This window comes from Flavobacterium sp. (assembly GCF_024305175.1).
Lineage (GTDB): Bacteria > Bacteroidota > Bacteroidia > Flavobacteriales > Flavobacteriaceae > Flavobacterium.
This window is the reverse complement of record NZ_JAMWYY010000004.1, coordinates 1-18,604: the sequence shown is the minus strand read 5'-3', so window position 1 is coordinate 18,604 and position 18,604 is coordinate 1. Positions and strand designations below refer to the sequence as shown.

The 18,604-nt window shown below is 40.1% G+C and carries 18 protein-coding genes; 8 read left to right on the top strand and 10 right to left on the bottom strand.

Features of this window, described 5'->3' with window-relative positions:
- Nucleotides 1-38 precede the first annotated feature (38 nt).
- Together Q0K96_RS01720 and Q0K96_RS01715 are read left to right on the top strand one after the other, a co-directional pair.
- Nucleotides 39-401, top strand: coding sequence for a four helix bundle protein (locus Q0K96_RS01720; RefSeq protein WP_297332284.1), 363 nt, complete (start codon nucleotides 39-41; stop codon nucleotides 399-401).
- A complete protein-coding gene (locus tag Q0K96_RS01715) occupies nucleotides 398-1,495 on the top strand; it encodes an agmatine deiminase family protein (protein ID WP_297332283.1) in 1,098 nt (365 codons plus the stop codon). The genes Q0K96_RS01720 and Q0K96_RS01715 overlap by 4 nt, the downstream gene beginning before the upstream one ends.
- A gap of 27 nt (nucleotides 1,496-1,522) precedes the next feature.
- On the opposite strand, the gene trxA is transcribed toward Q0K96_RS01715, so the two are convergent.
- Nucleotides 1,523-1,828 carry a thioredoxin gene (trxA, locus tag Q0K96_RS01710; protein WP_297332282.1) on the bottom strand — a complete coding sequence of 102 codons (306 nt, stop codon included), beginning with the start codon at nucleotides 1,826-1,828 and terminating at the stop codon, nucleotides 1,523-1,525.
- Between the two features lie 95 nt (nucleotides 1,829-1,923).
- Nucleotides 1,924-3,336 (bottom strand): MBL fold metallo-hydrolase, encoded by a 1,413-nt coding sequence (locus Q0K96_RS01705; protein WP_297332281.1) that lies wholly within the window; start codon nucleotides 3,334-3,336, stop codon nucleotides 1,924-1,926.
- Between the two features lie 249 nt (nucleotides 3,337-3,585).
- On the opposite strand from Q0K96_RS01705, the gene Q0K96_RS01700 reads away from it, so the two are divergent.
- Nucleotides 3,586-5,172 carry a L,D-transpeptidase family protein gene (locus Q0K96_RS01700; RefSeq protein WP_297332280.1) on the top strand — a complete coding sequence of 529 codons (1,587 nt, stop codon included), beginning with the start codon at nucleotides 3,586-3,588 and terminating at the stop codon, nucleotides 5,170-5,172.
- Nucleotides 5,173-5,205: 33 nt separating this feature from the next.
- On the opposite strand, the gene Q0K96_RS01695 is transcribed toward Q0K96_RS01700, so the two are convergent.
- Entirely contained in the window at nucleotides 5,206-5,715 is a 510-nt protein-coding gene (locus Q0K96_RS01695; protein WP_297332279.1) for a C40 family peptidase, read from the bottom strand.
- A gap of 99 nt (nucleotides 5,716-5,814) precedes the next feature.
- Here Q0K96_RS01695 and Q0K96_RS01690 point away from each other — a divergent pair, with 99 nt between their 5' ends.
- Nucleotides 5,815-6,609 carry a HipA family kinase gene (locus tag Q0K96_RS01690; RefSeq protein WP_297332278.1) on the top strand — a complete coding sequence of 265 codons (795 nt, stop codon included), beginning with the start codon at nucleotides 5,815-5,817 and terminating at the stop codon, nucleotides 6,607-6,609.
- Nucleotides 6,587-6,970 (top strand): DUF3037 domain-containing protein, encoded by a 384-nt coding sequence (locus Q0K96_RS01685; RefSeq protein ID WP_297332277.1) that lies wholly within the window; start codon nucleotides 6,587-6,589, stop codon nucleotides 6,968-6,970. Before Q0K96_RS01690 ends, Q0K96_RS01685 begins: the two co-directional genes overlap by 23 nt.
- A gap of 7 nt (nucleotides 6,971-6,977) precedes the next feature.
- Here Q0K96_RS01685 and Q0K96_RS01680 read toward each other — a convergent pair whose 3' ends face one another.
- Both Q0K96_RS01680 and Q0K96_RS01675 read right to left on the bottom strand, forming a co-directional pair.
- Nucleotides 6,978-7,208 carry a hypothetical protein gene (locus Q0K96_RS01680; protein WP_297332276.1) on the bottom strand — a complete coding sequence of 77 codons (231 nt, stop codon included), beginning with the start codon at nucleotides 7,206-7,208 and terminating at the stop codon, nucleotides 6,978-6,980.
- 60 nt (nucleotides 7,209-7,268) lie between these two features.
- Nucleotides 7,269-8,804 carry a YifB family Mg chelatase-like AAA ATPase gene (locus Q0K96_RS01675; protein ID WP_297332275.1) on the bottom strand — a complete coding sequence of 512 codons (1,536 nt, stop codon included), beginning with the start codon at nucleotides 8,802-8,804 and terminating at the stop codon, nucleotides 7,269-7,271.
- 132 nt (nucleotides 8,805-8,936) lie between these two features.
- On the opposite strand from Q0K96_RS01675, the gene Q0K96_RS01670 reads away from it, so the two are divergent.
- The 3 genes from Q0K96_RS01670 to Q0K96_RS01660 are packed head-to-tail and all read left to right on the top strand — an operon-like array spanning nucleotide 8,937 to nucleotide 11,972.
- On the top strand, nucleotides 8,937-9,314 hold the full coding sequence (locus Q0K96_RS01670; RefSeq protein WP_297332274.1) for a PH domain-containing protein: 378 nt from the start codon (nucleotides 8,937-8,939) through the stop codon (nucleotides 9,312-9,314).
- A 59-nt stretch (nucleotides 9,315-9,373) separates the two neighbouring features.
- A complete protein-coding gene (locus Q0K96_RS01665; protein ID WP_297332273.1) occupies nucleotides 9,374-10,612 on the top strand; it encodes a cation:proton antiporter in 1,239 nt (412 codons plus the stop codon).
- Nucleotides 10,605-11,972 (top strand): FAD-dependent oxidoreductase, encoded by a 1,368-nt coding sequence (locus Q0K96_RS01660; RefSeq protein ID WP_297332272.1) that lies wholly within the window; start codon nucleotides 10,605-10,607, stop codon nucleotides 11,970-11,972. Before Q0K96_RS01665 ends, Q0K96_RS01660 begins: the two co-directional genes overlap by 8 nt.
- 31 nt (nucleotides 11,973-12,003) lie before the next feature.
- Here Q0K96_RS01660 and Q0K96_RS01655 read toward each other — a convergent pair whose 3' ends face one another.
- The 5 genes from Q0K96_RS01655 to Q0K96_RS01635 all read right to left on the bottom strand — a co-directional run.
- Complete coding sequence (locus Q0K96_RS01655; RefSeq protein ID WP_297332271.1) at nucleotides 12,004-13,983, bottom strand: thioredoxin family protein; 1,980 nt, start codon at nucleotides 13,981-13,983, stop codon at nucleotides 12,004-12,006.
- The gene (gene tilS / locus Q0K96_RS01650; protein ID WP_297332270.1) at nucleotides 13,980-15,296 is read right to left on the bottom strand and encodes a tRNA lysidine(34) synthetase TilS; all 1,317 of its coding nucleotides are present in this window, start codon (nucleotides 15,294-15,296) and stop codon (nucleotides 13,980-13,982) included. The genes Q0K96_RS01655 and tilS overlap by 4 nt, the downstream gene beginning before the upstream one ends.
- Before the next feature lie 25 nt (nucleotides 15,297-15,321).
- Entirely contained in the window at nucleotides 15,322-16,722 is a 1,401-nt protein-coding gene (locus Q0K96_RS01645) for a serine hydrolase (RefSeq protein ID WP_297332269.1), read from the bottom strand.
- 8 nt (nucleotides 16,723-16,730) lie between these two features.
- Nucleotides 16,731-18,083 carry an anthranilate synthase component I family protein gene (locus tag Q0K96_RS01640; RefSeq protein ID WP_297332268.1) on the bottom strand — a complete coding sequence of 451 codons (1,353 nt, stop codon included), beginning with the start codon at nucleotides 18,081-18,083 and terminating at the stop codon, nucleotides 16,731-16,733.
- A 29-nt stretch (nucleotides 18,084-18,112) separates the two neighbouring features.
- On the bottom strand, nucleotides 18,113-18,604 hold a 492-nt coding region (locus Q0K96_RS01635), incomplete at its 5' end, for a hypothetical protein (protein WP_297332267.1).

Sequence of the window (18,604 nt, the reverse complement as noted above, 5' to 3'; positions counted from 1 at the left end):
TGGAAGAAATGATGTCGGATGTCTGATGTAAAAGTTTTATGCAGCAAAAATTATTTAAGTTTGAAAGGCTTCAGGTATGGGAATTAGCAATGGATTATGGAGAAAAGATTCATAATATCTCTAACTCGTTTCCTGCTTCAGAATTATATAACTTACAAAGTCAGATAAGACTTGCCGCAGACAGCATAGCATTAAATATATCCGAAGGTGCAACAGGTAACACTAATCCCGAATTTAAAAAGTTTCTTACTTATTCATTACGATCCATATCAGAAGTTGTCTGCTGTCTTCATAAAGCTATCAGAAGAAGATATATAACCGAAGAGAACGTTAATGAATTATACTCTGATGCATTTATACTCATTAATAAAACTGCAGCATTAAGAAATACTCTAAAATGATGAACTCAAAAAACGGACATCGGTCTTCTGACATCGGTCGTCATCAAACCCCCAAACAACTCGGTTTTAGCTTTCCAGCAGAATTTGCTCCGCAAAAAGCGTTATGGCTGTCATGGCCGCACAAAGAAGAATCATGGCCCGGTAAGCTTGAAACTATATACAAGCCCTATTGTGAATTTATACTTTTGGTATCGCGCCACCAACAGGTATGTATTAATGTGGCTGATGAAGCCATGAAACAATTTGCGCTTTCCCATATTGAAAAATATGAGCCGACTGTGCAGCACGCAAAGGTGCAAAATATATCTTTTTTCTATCATCCTACTAACGATGCATGGTGCCGCGACCACGGCCCTGCCTTTGTTGTAAACAAAAAAAAAGGCGAAAAAGCCATTGTTGACTGGGGCTATAATGCATGGGGAGGTAAATATCCGCCTTATGACCTTGATGATGTTGTACCAACTAAAATTGGCGAAGCGCTTGGCTTAAAGGTTTTCCATCCGGGTATTGTAATGGAAGGCGGAAGCGTAGAGTTTAATGGCAGGGGTACTTTACTTACTACTACTGCATGCCTGCTTAACGAAAACCGTAACCCACACCTTAACAAAGAACAAATAGAAGAATACCTGAAAGAATATTATGGCGTAACGCATATTTTATGGTTGGGTGATGGTATTGTTGGCGATGATACTGACGGGCATATAGACGATATTACCCGCTTTGTGAATGAAGATACAGTAGTTACAGTTGTAGAAGAAAATGAAGAGGATGAGAATTACGGATTGCTTCAGGAAAACCTGAAACTGCTTCAAGATATGAAGCTGGAAGACGGCAGCCCGCTAAAGGTAGTTGAGCTGCCTATGCCAAAACCTGTTGAGTATGACGGGCAAAGGCTTCCTGCATCTTATGCTAACTTTTACATTGCCAATATGTGTGTTATTGTTCCCACTTTCAGGGATGAAGTTAATGACAAAAAAGCACTACAGATATTACAGGAATGCTTCCCCGGCAGGGAGGTTATAGGTATAGATTCTGTAGACATTATATGGGGCTTGGGCAGTTTTCATTGCCTTAGCCAGCAGGAACCACTATAAAAAACAGCGCCATGTAGGCGCTGTTTTTTATTCGATATGATCGAGTATTGTACTAATAAGCTGGTCTTTTGATAGCACCCCGGATTGCCGCCAAAGCATTTTACCTTCCTGAAAAAGCATTAGTGTAGGCACACCTTTAACTAAAAATCTCGGGTTAGACATTAATTCAGGATTTTTATCGACATCTACTTTAATAATGGTAATCCTTTCACCTAAGCTGTGCTTAACATCTGTAAGTATAGGTGCCAGCATTTGGCAGGGGCCACACCAGGTTGCAAAAAAATCTACAAGTACCGGCTTTTTGTCATTTATAATTTTAAAGAAATTTTCCATATCATCTTTATTTTAGTCAGCTATTCCAAATTTAATAAAAAGCCCCTTACCTGCCAAGGTAAAGGACTCTCCCAAAAATCAAATTGATAATCACATCATAACAGTGTGGTAGGGCAAACATATTCTGTTTTAGGGACAGCAGTAAGGGCTATCTCCGTAAATCCGCCACGTACATCTGTTATATTTTCATAGCCAAGCTGTTTTAGTATTGATGCTGCAATCATGCTGCGGTAACCACCTGCACAGTGCAATATTACAGGCTTATCTTTTGGTATTTCGGCTAAGTGGCTGTAAATTTCGTTTAACGGAACATTTTTCGCACCAATAACATGCTCGGAGTCATATTCGCTTTTCTTTCGTACATCACATACCAGCAGGTGCTGATTGTACAATTTAGAAAATTCAGCGGCATCTATCCTGTTCACCGTTTCTGTTTCCTTGCCAAAATTTTTCCACGTTTCAAAACCTCCCTTCAGGTAACCAATGGTATTATCATACCCTACCCTCGACAGCCTTATAAGCGCCTGCTCTTCATCTCCAGGATTGGTTACAAGTAAGATTTCCTGCTTAATATCTTTTATCATTTCACCTACCCACATGGCAAAGTTTCCGTCTAGCCCTATATTAATACTGTTAGGAATAAATCCTTTAGAAAAATCTTCTGCGCTGCGTGTATCAAGCACAAGGGCCCGGGTTGCATTAGCCACCATTTCAAACTCATCAGGTAAAAGAGGCTTTTTAGCATTACTCATAACATCATCAAGGCTGGTATAACCCCTGATGTTCATCAGTACATTATTAGGGAAATATCCGGGAGGGGTAGTTAACCCTGTAAGCAACTCTTTTACAAATTCATCCTCGGTCATATCCGGCCTTAAAGCATAGTTGCTACGCTTTTGGTTACCAAGCGTGTCGGTAGTGTCCTTACTCATCATTTTACCACAGGCACTGCCTGCACCATGATTAGGGTAAACTATAAGGTTGTCAGGCAGTGGCATGATCTTCTCACGTAACGATTTATATAACAGCCTTGCAAGCTTATCTTCTGTAAGGGTAGTAACCACATGCTGGGCAAGGTCGGGGCGGCCTACATCGCCTATAAATAAAGTATCTCCAGTTATAATGCCATGTTTAGTCCCGTTCTCATCTATCAGCAAATAGGTAGTACTCTCCATAGTATGCCCGGGTGTATGCAAAACTTTAACGGAGCAATCCCCTACTTTAAAAACCTGTCCGTCTTCAGCAATTATAGCATCATAATTAGGCATTGCCGTAGGACCGAATACAATCTTGGCACCTGTTTTATTTCTAAGGTCAAGATGCCCGCTCACAAAATCGGCATGAAAGTGTGTTTCAAAAACATATTTTATCCTGGCACCGTCTTTAGCCGCCCTGCCAATATAAGCGTTAACTTCACGAAGCGGGTCAAAAATTGCTGCTTCACCTTTACTTTCAATATAATATGCTGCATGTGCAAGGCAGCCGGTATAAATCTGTTCAATCTTCATGATACAATATATTTTGGTTTATGGTGTAAAAGTAATTGCAGCATAACTTTTGTACAGTAACAATTGTTACACTTGTAATATGCTGTAAAATAAAAGATTGAATCGTATATATTTCATGATATTTATCATGAAACAGAAAAAAATGGACTATTATTTTGACGGAGCTTATAGGGTAATCAGCTAAACTTTTATTAAAAATAATAGTACATTTTTAAATTTCCGTAAATTTAATAAAACAATAAAAGAACTATGAAGAGATTGAGATTAAATGCCCTTATTGTTATTTTGGGCAGTGTTTTTATGCTGTATTCCTGCAAGAAAAACAAAGATGATGAAGGTAATGAAGACCTTTCGGGTATAGAGGTGCATGATGAAGAAAATACCATACCAATAGACACAACCCGCTTTGAAGCTTTTTTTGATAAATACCCTGATTATAAAGAATTCAGAGGCGATATTAAAGAACTTTACAGCAAGCACAACCATTACATTTGGTATGACAAAGGCGGTATAATTGAATTTGCACAGGTTTTGTATAACCAGACTAATCAGCTTGACGAGGAAGGGCTGGAGAGAAAACTGCCCTACAGGAATGATTTGAGCAACCTTTTTTATGGTGATACCAAAAAAGACCCAAACCTGAATGCTGAACTACTTATCAGCTCTATGTATTTTTACTATACCAAAAAAGTATATGAAGGGCTGGACAAGCAGGCAAGCCGTGAAACCGGCTGGTACCTGCCGCGCGAAAAAACATCTTATGTAGCATATCTTGATACACTTATGCGCGACCCACAGCTTATTGTAAAAGACAAAAAAGAGTTTTTCACACAATACTATAACCTGAAAAAAGGATTAAAGAAATACCGCGAGATTGAAAAAAATGGCGGATGGGGAACTATAACACTTGATAAAGGCGTAAAATCTTTAAAACCCGGCGATTCTGCTGCTGCGGTGGCACAGGTGCGCGAAAGGCTTTACAAAGAGGGATACCTGAAAAACAACAATGGCAAAAACGTTTTTGACAGCGACTTGGTTGAAGCTGTAAATGCATATGATAAAAGGCATAACAGGGAAGTTGACAGCCTCATAACACCGGGGCTTGTAAAAGAGCTTAATGTGCCGGTATCTGAAAGAATAAAAACCATATCTGTAAATATGGAACGATGCAGGTGGATAACCCCAAAACTGAATACTGCCAAAGAGTATATTGCTGTAAACATACCCTCATACAGGCTGCATTATTATCAGGATGGTGAGCCGGCTTTGGTGAGTAAAGTAGTTGTAGGTAAAGAGCTGAATAAAACGGTTGTTTTTAGCGGGCAGATGAGCTACATTGCCTTTAGCCCGTACTGGAATGTGCCTAACAGTATACTTGAAAATGAAATAAAACCCGGCATAGAACGCGACCCTAATTACCTTGCCAAGCACAATATGGAATGGGTAGATGACCGCGTAAGGCAAAAACCGGGCGGCAACAACTCTTTGGGGCTGGTTAAGTTTATGTTCCCGAACTCTAATAATATTTACCTGCATGACACTCCTGCCAAAAGCCTTTTCAATAAAGAAGAAAGAGCTTTTAGCCATGGTTGTGTTCGTGTAGAGAAAGCAAAAGAACTTGCTGTACTGATAACAAAAAAGCATGGTGACTGGACAGAAAGCAAGGTTGATAAAGCCATGCATGCCGAAAAAGAAAACACCTTCAGCATTAAAAATAAGATTCCTGTTTATATTGCCTACTTTACTGCATGGGCAGATGAAGATGGAAATGTTGCATTTTATGATGATGTCTATAAACGAGATAACAGGCTTGCGCAACTGCTGTACAGGTCATAAATAGAAAGTCCGCTTTAAAAGCGGACTCTTTTTTTAATCATCAAGTACGTTCACGGCTTTATAAAACCTGCGGGTGTACATTTCAGACGCTAATTCACTGATCGTTACAGCATATTCGCTCCCTGAAGATGCATGAATGAACTTCGAATTCATACCGTTAGCTTCACAAATAATACCTACATGGCCTATAGAGTCGGAATCACGGTAGCCATAAAAAACCAATATGTCCCCTACCCTGAAATCTTCAGGCTTAACCTGTTCTCCAAAGTTTTTAAACCCGGAAGAGCTTCTCGGCAATTCTATACCAAAATGTTTATAAACATAATAGACAAAGCCGGAGCAATCAAAACCCTGTTGAGGGGTACTGCCTGCATAACAATATTTTGTGCCCAAATGTTCTTTAGCAAATGAAATTATGGATTGCCTAAGTTCCTCCTCGTGATTAACATCCTGAACTTCAACAGGAGGTATGTATTCTTTTACGGGTTCATTATTATTGCATGCAAAAGCAGAGAAAACCAAAGCAGAAAAAAAATATCTCATGTTACATCTGTTTCATTTAAAGTTACAAAACATGTAGTTTTACAGATAATAATGTTTTGCCAAATATTATTACTTTTACTTGATAAAGCCAGTTAGCTTATGCCGGAAAATATAAAATTGCGTACTGTTAATGTAACCCGCTATGTGACACCCCTACGGGAAGGCGGCTCTTTGCCTGCTATTGCAGAGGCAGATGATAATTTTAACTACGTACTGAAGTTTAAGGGTGCAGGGCACGGGCCCAAAGCACTTATTGCTGAACTGATTGGCGGTGAGATAGCACGTGTTCTTGGTTTAAAAGTGCCGGAGCTTGTGTTTGCCGAGCTCGACGAAGCATTTGGGCGTACAGAGGCTGATGAGGAAATACAGGATTTGTTACAGGGCAGCAGGGGGCTTAACCTTGCACTGCACTATCTTTCAGGAGCCATAAATTTTGACCCTGTAGTAACAAGCGTACCTGCTGATATGGCATCTAAAATTGTATGGCTGGATGCATATATAACCAATGTTGACCGTACCTTCAGGAATACCAACATGCTTATATGGCACAAAGAGCTATGGCTGATAGACCACGGGGCAAGCTTATACTTCCATCATTCATTTTCTGACCCTGAAGGCCATGCCAAAAGCAAATTTGCGCTTATAAAAGACCATGTACTGCTTCCACAGGCATCTGAATTAGCACAGGCTGATGCACAATGCAGGCAGTTGCTTACCACAGAAGTTTTACAGGACATTGTAAACCTTATACCTGATGAATGGCTGCAATGGGAAGAAAACGAACTTAACGCAGAAGAAATAAGGAAAGTTTACCTTACTTTTTTAGTGACACGCTTAGAAAATGCCGATATATTTATAAAAGAAGCTGAAGATGCAAGACAAACACTTATATGAGTATGCCGTAATCAGGATTGTACCCCGGGTAGAGCGCGAAGAGTTTGTTAATGCAGGTGTTATACTGTTTTGCAAACGACAAAATTTTGTAAAAGTACTCTATACCGTTGATGAAGCAAAGCTATTAATGCTTAACCCTGAACTGGACATAAACCAGATAAAATTAAACCTTGAGGCATTTAAAAAAGTAGGTAATGGCGCAAAAGACGGCGGCCCAATTGCAAAGCTTGATGCAGCAGAGCGTTTCAGGTGGCTAACGGCTGTAAGGAGCTCGGTTATACAAACATCACGCCCGCACCCCGGGTTTTGCACAGATTTAGAAAGCAAGGCACAAAAACTGTTTGAGGATTTAGTATTATAATATCAGCTCAATTATTCCTGCCAGAATTCATAATCTGCCACTGGTCGTTAATATATTTTACTTTGCGCACCTCTTTCATAATGAGCTCTTTTTCATTTTCATAATAGTCGGGGTCATCAGCGGCAAACGCATCTACCTCCCCTGCCCTTTCTAAAAGGTTTTCGGTTATGGGCTTTAGTTTTTCCTGTACCTGTTGGGGCATATTTGTAAATAAATCCTGTAGTTCCTGCTTAAACATAAAATGGTTTTTAATAAAGGTAAAACCTTTAGAGTATAATTTTCAGAAATAAAATATAAATTAACCTAACCAGCCTTCTCTGTCAAGGCTTCTGTACTGTATCGCTTCGCTAATATGCTGCGGCTCAATGTCTGCCGCATTATCAAGGTCGGCTATAGTACGGCTCACTTTTAAAATCCTGTCATAAGCCCGGGCGGAAAGGTTAAGCCTTTCCATAGCAGTTTTCAGCAATTGTAAAGAGGTGCTGTCAAGTTTGCAGTAGTCCCTTATTTGCCTTGTGCTCATCTGTGCATTGTAATGCACCGTGTCAGATTCTGCAAAACGCTGCGTTTGTATTTCGCGTGCCTTAGTAACACGCTTTCTTATTTCCACACTGCTCTCCGATTTACGGGTATCACTTAGCTTTTCGAAAGGGACAGGGGTTACTTCTATATGTATATCTATCCTGTCGAGCAACGGACCCGATATTTTGCTGAGATAGCGTTGCATTTCGTGGGGAGAAGAGCTAACGGGTGCATCAGGGTCATTAAAATAGCCGCCGGGGCTGGGGTTCATACTTGCCACAAGCATAAAAGAAGATGGATAAGTAATGGTGAATTTAGCACGGCTTATAGTTACCTCCCTGTCTTCCAAAGGTTGTCGCATTACCTCAAGCACTTCGCGTTTAAACTCCGGCAGCTCATCAAGAAAAAGAACGCCGTTATGCGCCAGCGAAATTTCACCCGGCTGTGGGAAACTCCCCCCTCCAACAAGGCTTACAGAACTTGCAGTATGATGCGGGTTGCGGAAAGGGCGTTGGTTTAGCAAGCCAACATTTTTTATTTTGCCTGCCACGCTGTGTATTTTTGTTGTTTCCAGCGCTTCTTTAAGCGTCATGGGTGGCAGTATGCTGGGCAGCCTTTTGGCTATCATGGTTTTACCGGCGCCGGGAGGCCCAATCAATATGATATTATGCCCGCCTGCGGCGGCAATTTCCATACAGCGTTTAATACTTTCCTGTCCCTTCACATCACTAAAATCAAACTCAGGGAAATCAAGGGTTTTATAAAATTCTTCGCGTGTATTTATTACTGTAGGCGATAGCGAACCTTTGCCTTCAAAAAAGTCGATTACCTCTGTCACATTCTCTATACCATACACATCAAGCCCTGCTACTATGGCGGCCTCATTTACATTTTGCTTTGGCAGGAAAAAACCTTTAAAGCCTTCTTCCTTTGCCTTAATGGCTATGGGCAGTACGCCTTTAATGGGTTGCAGGCTTCCGTCGAGCGATAGCTCTCCCATAATAATATACTTGCCAACTTCATCTGCATTAATCTGCCCGCTTGCTGCCAGTATGCCAATGGCAAGCGTAAGGTCATAGGACGAGCCTTCCTTTCGCAAATCGGCAGGCGCCATGTTAATGGTTATTTTCTTTCCGGGTAGCTGGTAGCCGTTATTTTTTAGTGCGGCTGCAATGCGGTAGCTGCTTTCTTTAACTGCGTTATCCGGAAGCCCTACAAGATGGTAGCCAACACCTTTATCTATATTTACCTCTACTGTAATTGTAGTGGCTTCTACACCAAATACGGCACTCCCGAAAACTTTTATAAGCATATAGTAATTTTTAACAGCCGAAAATAAAGCAAATATTTATCAAATCATAAATTACCCTTAAAAATAGTAAGAGACCGCTTATACGTTACAAATTAAGTTTTAACTTTAGTACATATAACACAAATTATAATTATGGGAATTTTTAATGCAATTTTAGGCCAGGCTTCAGAGGTTTCTATAGAAAAGATACAAAAAGAATTTGAATCTGTTTTAGTTCCGGGAGAATCTATACAAAAGGCTTACCGCATTATAAGAGATATGTTTGTATTTACTAACAAAAGGCTAATTCTAATAGATAAGCAGGGCATTACTGGCTCTAAGGCCGATTATATGACCATACCCTACGGCAGCATTACCAAATTCTCTAAAGAAAGTGCCGGGCTGATGGATTTGGATGCAGAGCTGAAAATATGGATACGCGGAGAAGACAGACCTATAAAAAAACAATTCGGAAAAGATAATAATATAAACGAAGTATATCAGATTCTTAGCCAGTACGTATTAGGCTAATTCACTAACACCAAAAACACTTAGCCAAAACACCTGTTTTGGTTATTTTATATTATACGATGCCTGAATATTTTAAACTGGAACAATACGACCTTATTTTACTGGCTGCAGGCATTATAGCCCTGCTGGCTGCCATTGTGCCCGTTATAATGCAAAAAAGGGTAATTTCTGCACCAATAGTATATATGCTGTTTGGTATAGCATCTTATTTTATATTGTTGCATTATTTCTTTCAGCCCATGCAGCACATGGAACTGATTAAGCGCATAACAGAGTTTGTAGTTATTATAGCACTTACCAATGCCGGATTAAAGATTAAAGAGCCTTTTAAGTGGGAAACCTGGAAAAGCTCTTTCCGCCTGCTGGCAATTACCATGCCCATAACCATAGTGGCTGCGGCATATTTGGGCTGGTGGATAGCTGGGCTTGCCCCCGCAACAGCATTACTTTTTGGCGCACTCATAGCACCTACAGACCCCGTTTTGGCAGGAGAACTGCAAACATCGCAGCCCAGCGAGGCAGACACAAGCAAAATACGACTGGGCCTTACCTCTGAAGCTGGGCTTAATGACGGGCTTGCATTCCCCTTTACCTATTTTGCTATAATGGCTGCACAATATGGCACACAATACGAAAACTGGATTGCCGACTGGCTGCTGCATCATGTGCTTATAAAAATTGGTATTGCGCTTGTTATAGGATTGCTATCAGGATGGGGGCTGTTTAAAATTGTGTTTAATATTGCCCATCATGATATGCTCAGCAAAATTAGTCGTGGTATATTATCATTATCATTAACTTTATTACCTTATGCACTTACAGAAATTGCAGGGGGTTACGGATTTATAGCGGTATTTGTAGCCGCATGCATGTTTAGCCGCTTCGAAAAATTTGACAAGCACATGGACAGCCTCCACGATTTTAATGAAGAACTGGAAAGTATGGTTGTGGCATTAATATTTTTAGCAACAGGTATCTTTATAGCTTCTCATTACTACATATTGCTTAACCCGAGTATCATAATTGTTGCGCTTATAATGATACTTATTGTGCGCCCTGTTGCAGGCTATGCATCACTCGCAGGTAGGCGGCTAAACCGCTTCCAGAAGTTTGTATTGTCTTTTTATGGCATCAGGGGAATAGGTTCTGTATATTACCTGGCTTACGCATTAACATCAGCAACATTTGAAAATGCCGAAAAATTATTTGATATAACCATAGCCACAATATTTTTCTCGGTACTCATCCATGGGCTTACTGCACACATGGTTCAAAAAAGAATTGAAAAATATGAATAACAAAATAACACTTCCTAAGCTTGTTGTTATTGGCGGCGATGCAGCAGGTATGTCGGCAGCCTCTAAAGTCAGGCGCGAGCAGCCCGAAAGGGAAATCCTTGTTTTTGAAAAATCAAGGTACACCTCCTACTCTGCCTGTGGGATACCCTACTTTATATCTGAAACTGTTCCTGAAGTTGAAGAACTAATTGTGCGCAGCCCGGAAGAGTTTCGTAATAAATATAATATCAACGTTAAAACACTTCATGAAGTTACAGAAGTAGATACCAAAAACAAAAGGGTTAAAGTACTGGACATAGGTAACCAAACGGAGTTTTGGGAAGATTACGGCCAGCTACTTATAGCAACCGGCGCTAAGGCTTACTGCCCCGATGTTGAAGGCTACGGTGCAGAAGGAATATTTGGTGTATCTACCCTGAAAAGCGGTATTAAAGTTGAGAACTTTATAGAATATCAAAAGCCGGAAACCGCTGTAATTGTGGGTGGTGGTTATATTGGGCTGGAAATGGCGGAGGCCCTTTTAATACGTGGCTTAAAAGTTACCATTATTAACAGGGGCAGCCATGTTATGAATACGCTTGATGCTGATATGGGGAATAAAATATCAGAAGCCATTCGCAGCCTCGATATTACCTTATACTGCAATGAAGGACTCAAAAGCTTTAAAACTGAAGATGGCAAAGTTACAGGTGTAATATCAGATAAAAGGGAAATTAAAGCCGATATGGTTATTTTGGGCATGGGTTCTTCTCCCAATACCGATTTCCTAAAAGGGTCGGGTATAGCACTTGGAGTAAAAAATGCTATAAAGGTAAATGGAAGGATGCAGACCAACATTGAAGATGTTTATGCCGCGGGCGACTGCACAGAAACGCTTGACCTTGTCAGTAAAAAGCATACGCATATTGCTTTGGGTACAATAGCCAATAAAACGGGGCTTGTTGCCGGGAGCAATTTAGCAGGAGAAAACATTACTTTTCCGGGAGCAGTAGGTACAGCCGTATGCAAGCTGTGCAAATATGAAGTAGCACGCACAGGGCTTAGGGAAAGAGACCTCGAAAAACTGGAGATAGAATATGTTGCTGCGTCTATAAACAGTAAAACAAGAGCCCATTACTACCCCGGCGCTAAAGACATAACCGTTAAACTATTAGCTGAAAAGAACAGTGGACGCTTATTGGGAGGACAAATAATAGGCGAAGAAGGCGCTGCTAAACGCATAGATGTAATTGCAACAGCCTTAACGTATAACCTCACTTTGCAGAATATTATCGATTTAGACCTCAGCTACGCCCCGCCCTTCTCCCCTGTATGGGACCCGGTGCAGACTGCCGCGCGGCATTTAATAAAGCAGATATAAACTAAAAGCTCCCGTGCAGGGAGCTTTATTGTTATTTAAAATTGCTGATACCCGAGGTAAGCCATTCCTCATATTCTGCAATATCAGGGGTATAGCCAACAGGGTCATTTAAATTTTCTTCCGTTTCGGGGTGCATCAGCACATAATATGGCTGTGCGTTTACATTATACCTGCTTATTTGCAAATCACTCCATTTATGTGCATACGTTTTGATCTTTTTACCGGTGGTTTTGGAAACATATTGTTGGTTTTCCGGAAGCTTTTCAGTTCCGTCTACATATAGTGAAACCAGCACTACATCATTTTTTAATATCGAAAGTATTTTCGAATCACTCCAAACATGCTGCTCCATCTTACGGCAGTTTACGCAGGCATATCCGGTAAAATCTAGTAAAACCGGTTTACCTACCTCTTTCGCATATTCTAAACCTCTGTCATAATCCTCAAAAGAAATAATGCCGTTTTCAACATACTTTGCGCCTTCCGGAAGTTCTTTATCGCCGATGTTGTTCGCCGACCCCCCGAAACCAAATGGTGATTCGCTGTAGGTGGATGGTGGCGGGAATCCGCTTATCAGTTTAAGGGGCGCACCCCAAAGGCCAGGAATAAGGTAAACCGTAAATGCAAGGGTAAGGATGCCCAGGCTTAACCTTCCAACCGAAATTGAACTAATCGGGCTATCGTGTGGCAGGGTAATTTTTCCGAACAGATATAATGCCATAGTACCAAATACGGCTATCCAGATGGCAAGAAATGTTTCACGTTCCAATATGTGCGCCTGTAAAACAAGGTCGGCATTAGATAAAAATTTAAAAGCAAAGGCAAGCTCGAGAAAGCCTAAAAATACCTTAACGGTATTAAGCCACCCACCCGATTTAGGCAGCGAGTTAAGCCAGCCAGGGAACATGGCAAACAGCATAAACGGTAATGCAAGTGCCGAAGAAAATCCTAACATACCTATCACTGGTGCAAGGCCGCCCTCAATAGATGCTTTTACCAAAACGTTTCCAACAATTACACCAGTACATGAAAAGGATACAACGGCAAGAGCCAATGCCATAAAAAATATGCCTATAAAACCGCCACGGTCTGCCTGCTTGTCTATTTTGTTTGCCCATGAATTAGGCAGCATAATTTCAAATGCCCCTAAAAATGAAAAGGCAAACACCAGTAGCAAAATAAAAAATATAAGGTTAAACGAAACGCTTGTAGAGAGTTCATTAAGTGCATCAGCACCAAATATTGTACTTACCGCAAGACCCAGTACTACATAGATAACGATTATAGAAATTCCGTAAAAAAAAGCGTTCTTTACACCTGCAGCTTTTGTCTTACTTTGTTTCGTAAAATAGCTTACGGTCATGGGTATCATAGGAAATACACAAGGGGTAAGTAAAGCCGTAAATCCTCCTGCAAAGCATAACAAGAAAAAGCCTAATAAGCTTAAGTCATCTTCCTTTTCAGGTGTAGGCGTTTCTGTAGCCGGCTTATCGTTTCCCTCATCCTGATTACCTGATGGCGTGACAGCAGCTACGCCAAATTCAACTACTTCTTTAGATGATAATGCTTTTAAATCAAACTCAAAATATTTGTTCTGCATGATGCACTGCTCCTTACAAACCTGGTAAAAAAGCTCTGCTTGAACGAGATTATTTTTAGGGTTGGTGACTTTAATGGTTTGTTTTAGCTGAACCGTTTTATCAAAATACGTTTCATCTACACCAAAAACATCATTAAACTGGGTGTGGGTTTCACTCTCTTCGGCTTTTTCGGGTGCCTCAAAATTACCTTCAGCGTTATTAAAAAGTATTTCTGTTGGTAGTGGCCCGCCCTCCGGTGTAAATTGCGAATACATGTGCCATTCGTCTTCAATTACACCATCAAAAATCAGTACATATTCGGTATCCGATTTCTTTTCGATCTTTGATTTCCATTTAACAGGATCAAGCACCTGTGAGTGCATTGAAATAAAAGCAAAGATTGAAAAAAATAAAAATGCTGTTTTTTTCATTTTGGTAATAGCTGTATATTTAAAATTTGCGTTGTTTGTTCGGTTACTTTAAAACGTTCATCAGCCCGCTGCCCTATAATCCACACAACATCATTGCCTGAGCATAATAACCAGGTATTTTCTTTATCAGACAGCGACATCTTTTCGTCCTTAAAAAATTTCGATACTTTCTTTTTTCTGCCATTCATACCGAAAGGGTAAAAATAATCACCTTCCTGCCACTTTCTTACAAATAACGGGAATTTTATTAATTGTTTGTTAACATATATACTGTTCTTAAGCATATCCTTAGGCATTTCTTCAATTTCCTTAAAACGAAGTTTTACCGGCTCGGTTATTAGCTCCTGCCCTTCGTTTATACTGTAAATAGTAGTATTACTTTCAGAAAATGGCTCCAGTATCATTACATCACGGTCTTTAAGCAACCTATAGCCTTCGCCAAGTATATACTTACCTGCCTGTGCACCAACAATGCCATAAATATCGTGCCACGCTGTAAACCCGAGCGGATTTAACCACTGATAAAGATAAGCTTTATAATTTGGAAGCCTGATTAGCTGCTTTATATCTATATGTTTTTGGTTTTCATGCTCTGTAACTACTTCTTTATAAACTATAACAGCCGCATCCTGAACTAAAGACAAGGCCTGTTGCAAATGCTCTGTAGTAGATGCAAACGACTTCCCGAAATCTTTATTTAATGTTTTAAGTACCGGTACCACATCATGGCGCAGCTTGTTGCGCAGGTATTTATCAGATGCATTACTGCTGTCTTCGCGCCATTGCAACGCCTCTTCCTGTGCATACTGCTCAATATCATTACGGCTGAAAGGCAGTAACGGTCGCACTACCCTGCCGTTTTGTTGCGGGATACCCGTTAAGCCCTCAAGGCCTGTACCTCTTGTAAAATTGATCAGGAAAGTTTCTATTTGGTCATCAAGATGGTGAGCGGTAAGCAGGTAGTCATAGCTGTGCTTTTCAAGCAATTCATTAAACCAGCTATAGCGAAGCTGCCTTGCTGCCATTTGAACAGATACTTTATTATCTAAAGCAAAAGCACCTGTATCAAAGCGTGTTATATGTACAGGTATATTATTTTTTTTGGCGAAAGTATTTACAAAATTTTCATCTCCATCGCTCTCGCTACCCCTAAGACTGAAGTTGCAATGCGCCAACGCTATATCATAGCGAAGCGCTTTAAAAAGCGTTGCCATAACCATGCTGTCAACCCCTCCGCTAACGGCAAGCAGCAGTCTCTTCCCTTCTAAAAAAGTAAGGTTTTGCGAGAGATGGGTTCGGAGTTTGGTAAGCATATCTGTCTTGCTTTGAAAAGCAAAATTAATGCTTTTTATTATAAGCCTTAAGGATATAATCGGCTATGATTTTATCTGACGGCGACTGTTGGTTATAATTGCCCCCTGTTATAACGATTACAATATCCTGCCTGGGAAAAACGAATATTCGCTGGCCGCCGTTTCCCTGGGCAGCAAATCCGTTATAACGCACACCTTCACTTTCAATGTACTTAATCCACCAAAGGTAGCCGTACCCCACATTCTGGATTGTGCTGTGGAGAGATACAGAATTCTCAACCCATTCCGTTGAGAGTATCTGTTTACCGTCCCACATACCCCGGTTAAGATAAAGCTGGCCAAACTTTGCCATATCGCGCGGCCGAAGATACACCTGGCAAAAATCTTCAGCATTAGACTTATTTGGCTTAAAATCCCATTTAAAGTCTTTTACACCCAGCGGGCCAAATAAGTATCTTTCCGCAAACTTTGATAATGGCATAGCTGAGGATTTTTCAATTATACGTCCGAGTATGATAGGGTTACCTGAACAATACATACCCTTCCCCCCAGGCACATCACTCATAGGAAGTTGAAGCGTATATTTTACCCAATCATCACTTTGCCCCATTGCCGTTTCATTTCCGGCAGCGCTGTCATTACTTATATCACAATCGAGTCCGCTTTGATTGGTAAGGAGATTTTCTATGGTAATATTATCCTTAAGCCCGGTTTTAATTTCAGCGCCATATTCCGGGAAATAAGAAGTAACAGATTGTTGTAAATCTTTTACATCTCCGTTTTGGAGGGCAATCCCCGTTAGTGCGGAAACCACGCTTTTAGATGCCGAACGCATTTGATGAAGGCTGTCTTTATTATACTCGTAAAAATATTCTTCAAACACAAGCTTTCCGTGTTGCATAATCAGGAGACTGTGTACGTTAGGGTATTCGTCATTTGCCACCTCATTCACTAACCTCTCAAGTACACATTTATCAAGTGGTTTTTGGACTTCAGATACCGTAATACCATCGTGTTCTGCTACCGGCTTACTATAGCGGTAAGGATATATTTGACGGTTCTTTGGCCTGGGATACCACATGCTTTCGGGTAAATTTACTTTACTATTTAACAGATTAAAGGTTTCGTTGCCAACTGTATAAGCAATCACACGATTATTAATATCCCTTTTGAAAGTAACTTTTTCGTTTGAAGAGTTTGTAAATACATCTTTACCCAACGGCTTTAGCGGGTATCTGCTTTGATTGATAATTGCGTACAGTATAATATCTCTGGGAGAGGCGGCAATTTTTAATGTTGAATTGTTTGTGTATTCATAAACCCCTTGGTACTCTGTAAGGCTATCATAAGAAACTTTATAGTCTGATTGTGCAGAACCCTGCAACTGAACAAACAAAAAACTGATTAACAGAAAATATTTTTTCATTGTAATATTCATTTACTTTCGAGTACAGAGCGCATAGCTTTGGCTTTTAGCAGGCATTCGTCATATTCGCTTTCGGGTGTGGCTTTAGCAGTTATAGCACTGCCTACAGAAAAGGATACATACCTTTCTGCTGCATTATACAAAATACTGCGGATTACCACATTAAAATCAAAATCTCCGTTAGGAGTAAAATAGCCCAAAGCACCACTATATAATCCACGTTTGGTTTCTTCGAGCTTCTCAATAATCTGCATGGCAGAAATTTTAGGCGCTCCGGTCATGCTGCCCATCGGGAAAGTAGTTTTAAGGGCATCTGCCGCAGTAAAACCCTCTTTTAGTTGCGAGGCTACGGTAGAAATAAGATGATGTACCTGCTTAAATGTATAGGCGCCGCAAAGTTCCTCTACAGTTACCGAGCCTTTAGTGGCAGTACGTGACAAATCATTACGGACTAAATCAACTATCATAATATTTTCGCTGCGTTCCTTTTCATTAGCAAGCAATTCCTGTTTTATTTGCTCGTCCTCAGCGGAATTAGTGCTACGGCGTGCAGTTCCTTTTATAGGCTGCGAAATAATTTTACTCCCTTCCTTGCGTAAATAGCGCTCTGGTGAAGCACACAAAAGGTATTGTTTATTATTTTTAAAATAAGCTGCAAAGGGTGGATTGGAAATGGCGTTTAGTTTTTGATAAGTTTGTAGCGGATCAATTACTGCATTTTCGGCATAAAATTCCATGCAGAAATTCGCCTCATAAATATCGCCCCGCTGAATATGTGCCAGCATCTGTGTTACTTTATCTAAATAGCTTTCGTGTGAAATACGTTGTTGTATGGTTAACAGGTTGCGGGTTAAGGGTTGCGGGTTAAGGGTTTCAAATTCGTTACAGGCAAATATTTTCCAAAGCAAATTGTCGTCGCACTCACCCTCGGGTTTTAATCCCCCTTCGGGGGTTAGGGGGCTTTCTTCCTCACAAATGTTGAGAAATTGTAATTCTATAGTATCTCCCTTTATCAGGAATACTTTCTTTGGCTGGAAGAAAAACAAATCGGGAAAATTAAGCCCGTCATAATTATCAGAGCTTAATTGTTCAGTATCGTTTTTAAGGTCGTAAGACAGGTAACCGAAAAGCCAGTCTTTTGTTACCTGCTGATATTCATTAAGTTTGGCAAAGGCATTTATATGATCAGTTTCAATTGATGTAAAAGCGCCAACAGCAAGTACAGCATCAAAAGAAGTATATTTCCTGTGGTAATCATTACCCTCCAAAAAAACTACTTCCCGGAACTGCTGTGCCCATTGCAATAGCTGTATTTTAAATTGTGAAGGGTTTTGTATCGTATAGGTAGTACGGGTTCTCAATCTACTATGTTGAATTTTTAAATAGAACTTTAATTGTGGTTTTCATTCCAGTCAAGTTTTGTTATTTGATTTCCTTGTATTACAATTACTGAGATTTCTCTATCTAATGCAGTGCCGTAATGATCTAAATTCATTAAAGTATATTTTCCATAATCAGTAGTCACCGATTGATGCGTATATAAATCATTTTTAAAAAACGGATGCACAATTTCTATTTCAGTTCCATTAATTTCTACTAAAAACGTTGAATCAAATATATGTGCTACATACAAGTGCTTATTAGAATACATAAAAGATGAGAACAATTGCATACCATACATGTCTATAAGTTTTTCATATGTTTCTGACTTATCACTATAACCCAAAGCTTCTCCATTCTTGGTTTTATTTATCTCTTTCTTCTTTGCCTTAGTCAAATTACGGGGATTTTTGATAGATTTTAATTCCGATGAGCCACTAAAATGTCCTAAATGAGATAAAACTAAATACTTTCCACCTTCCTTAATTACAGAATTAGCACA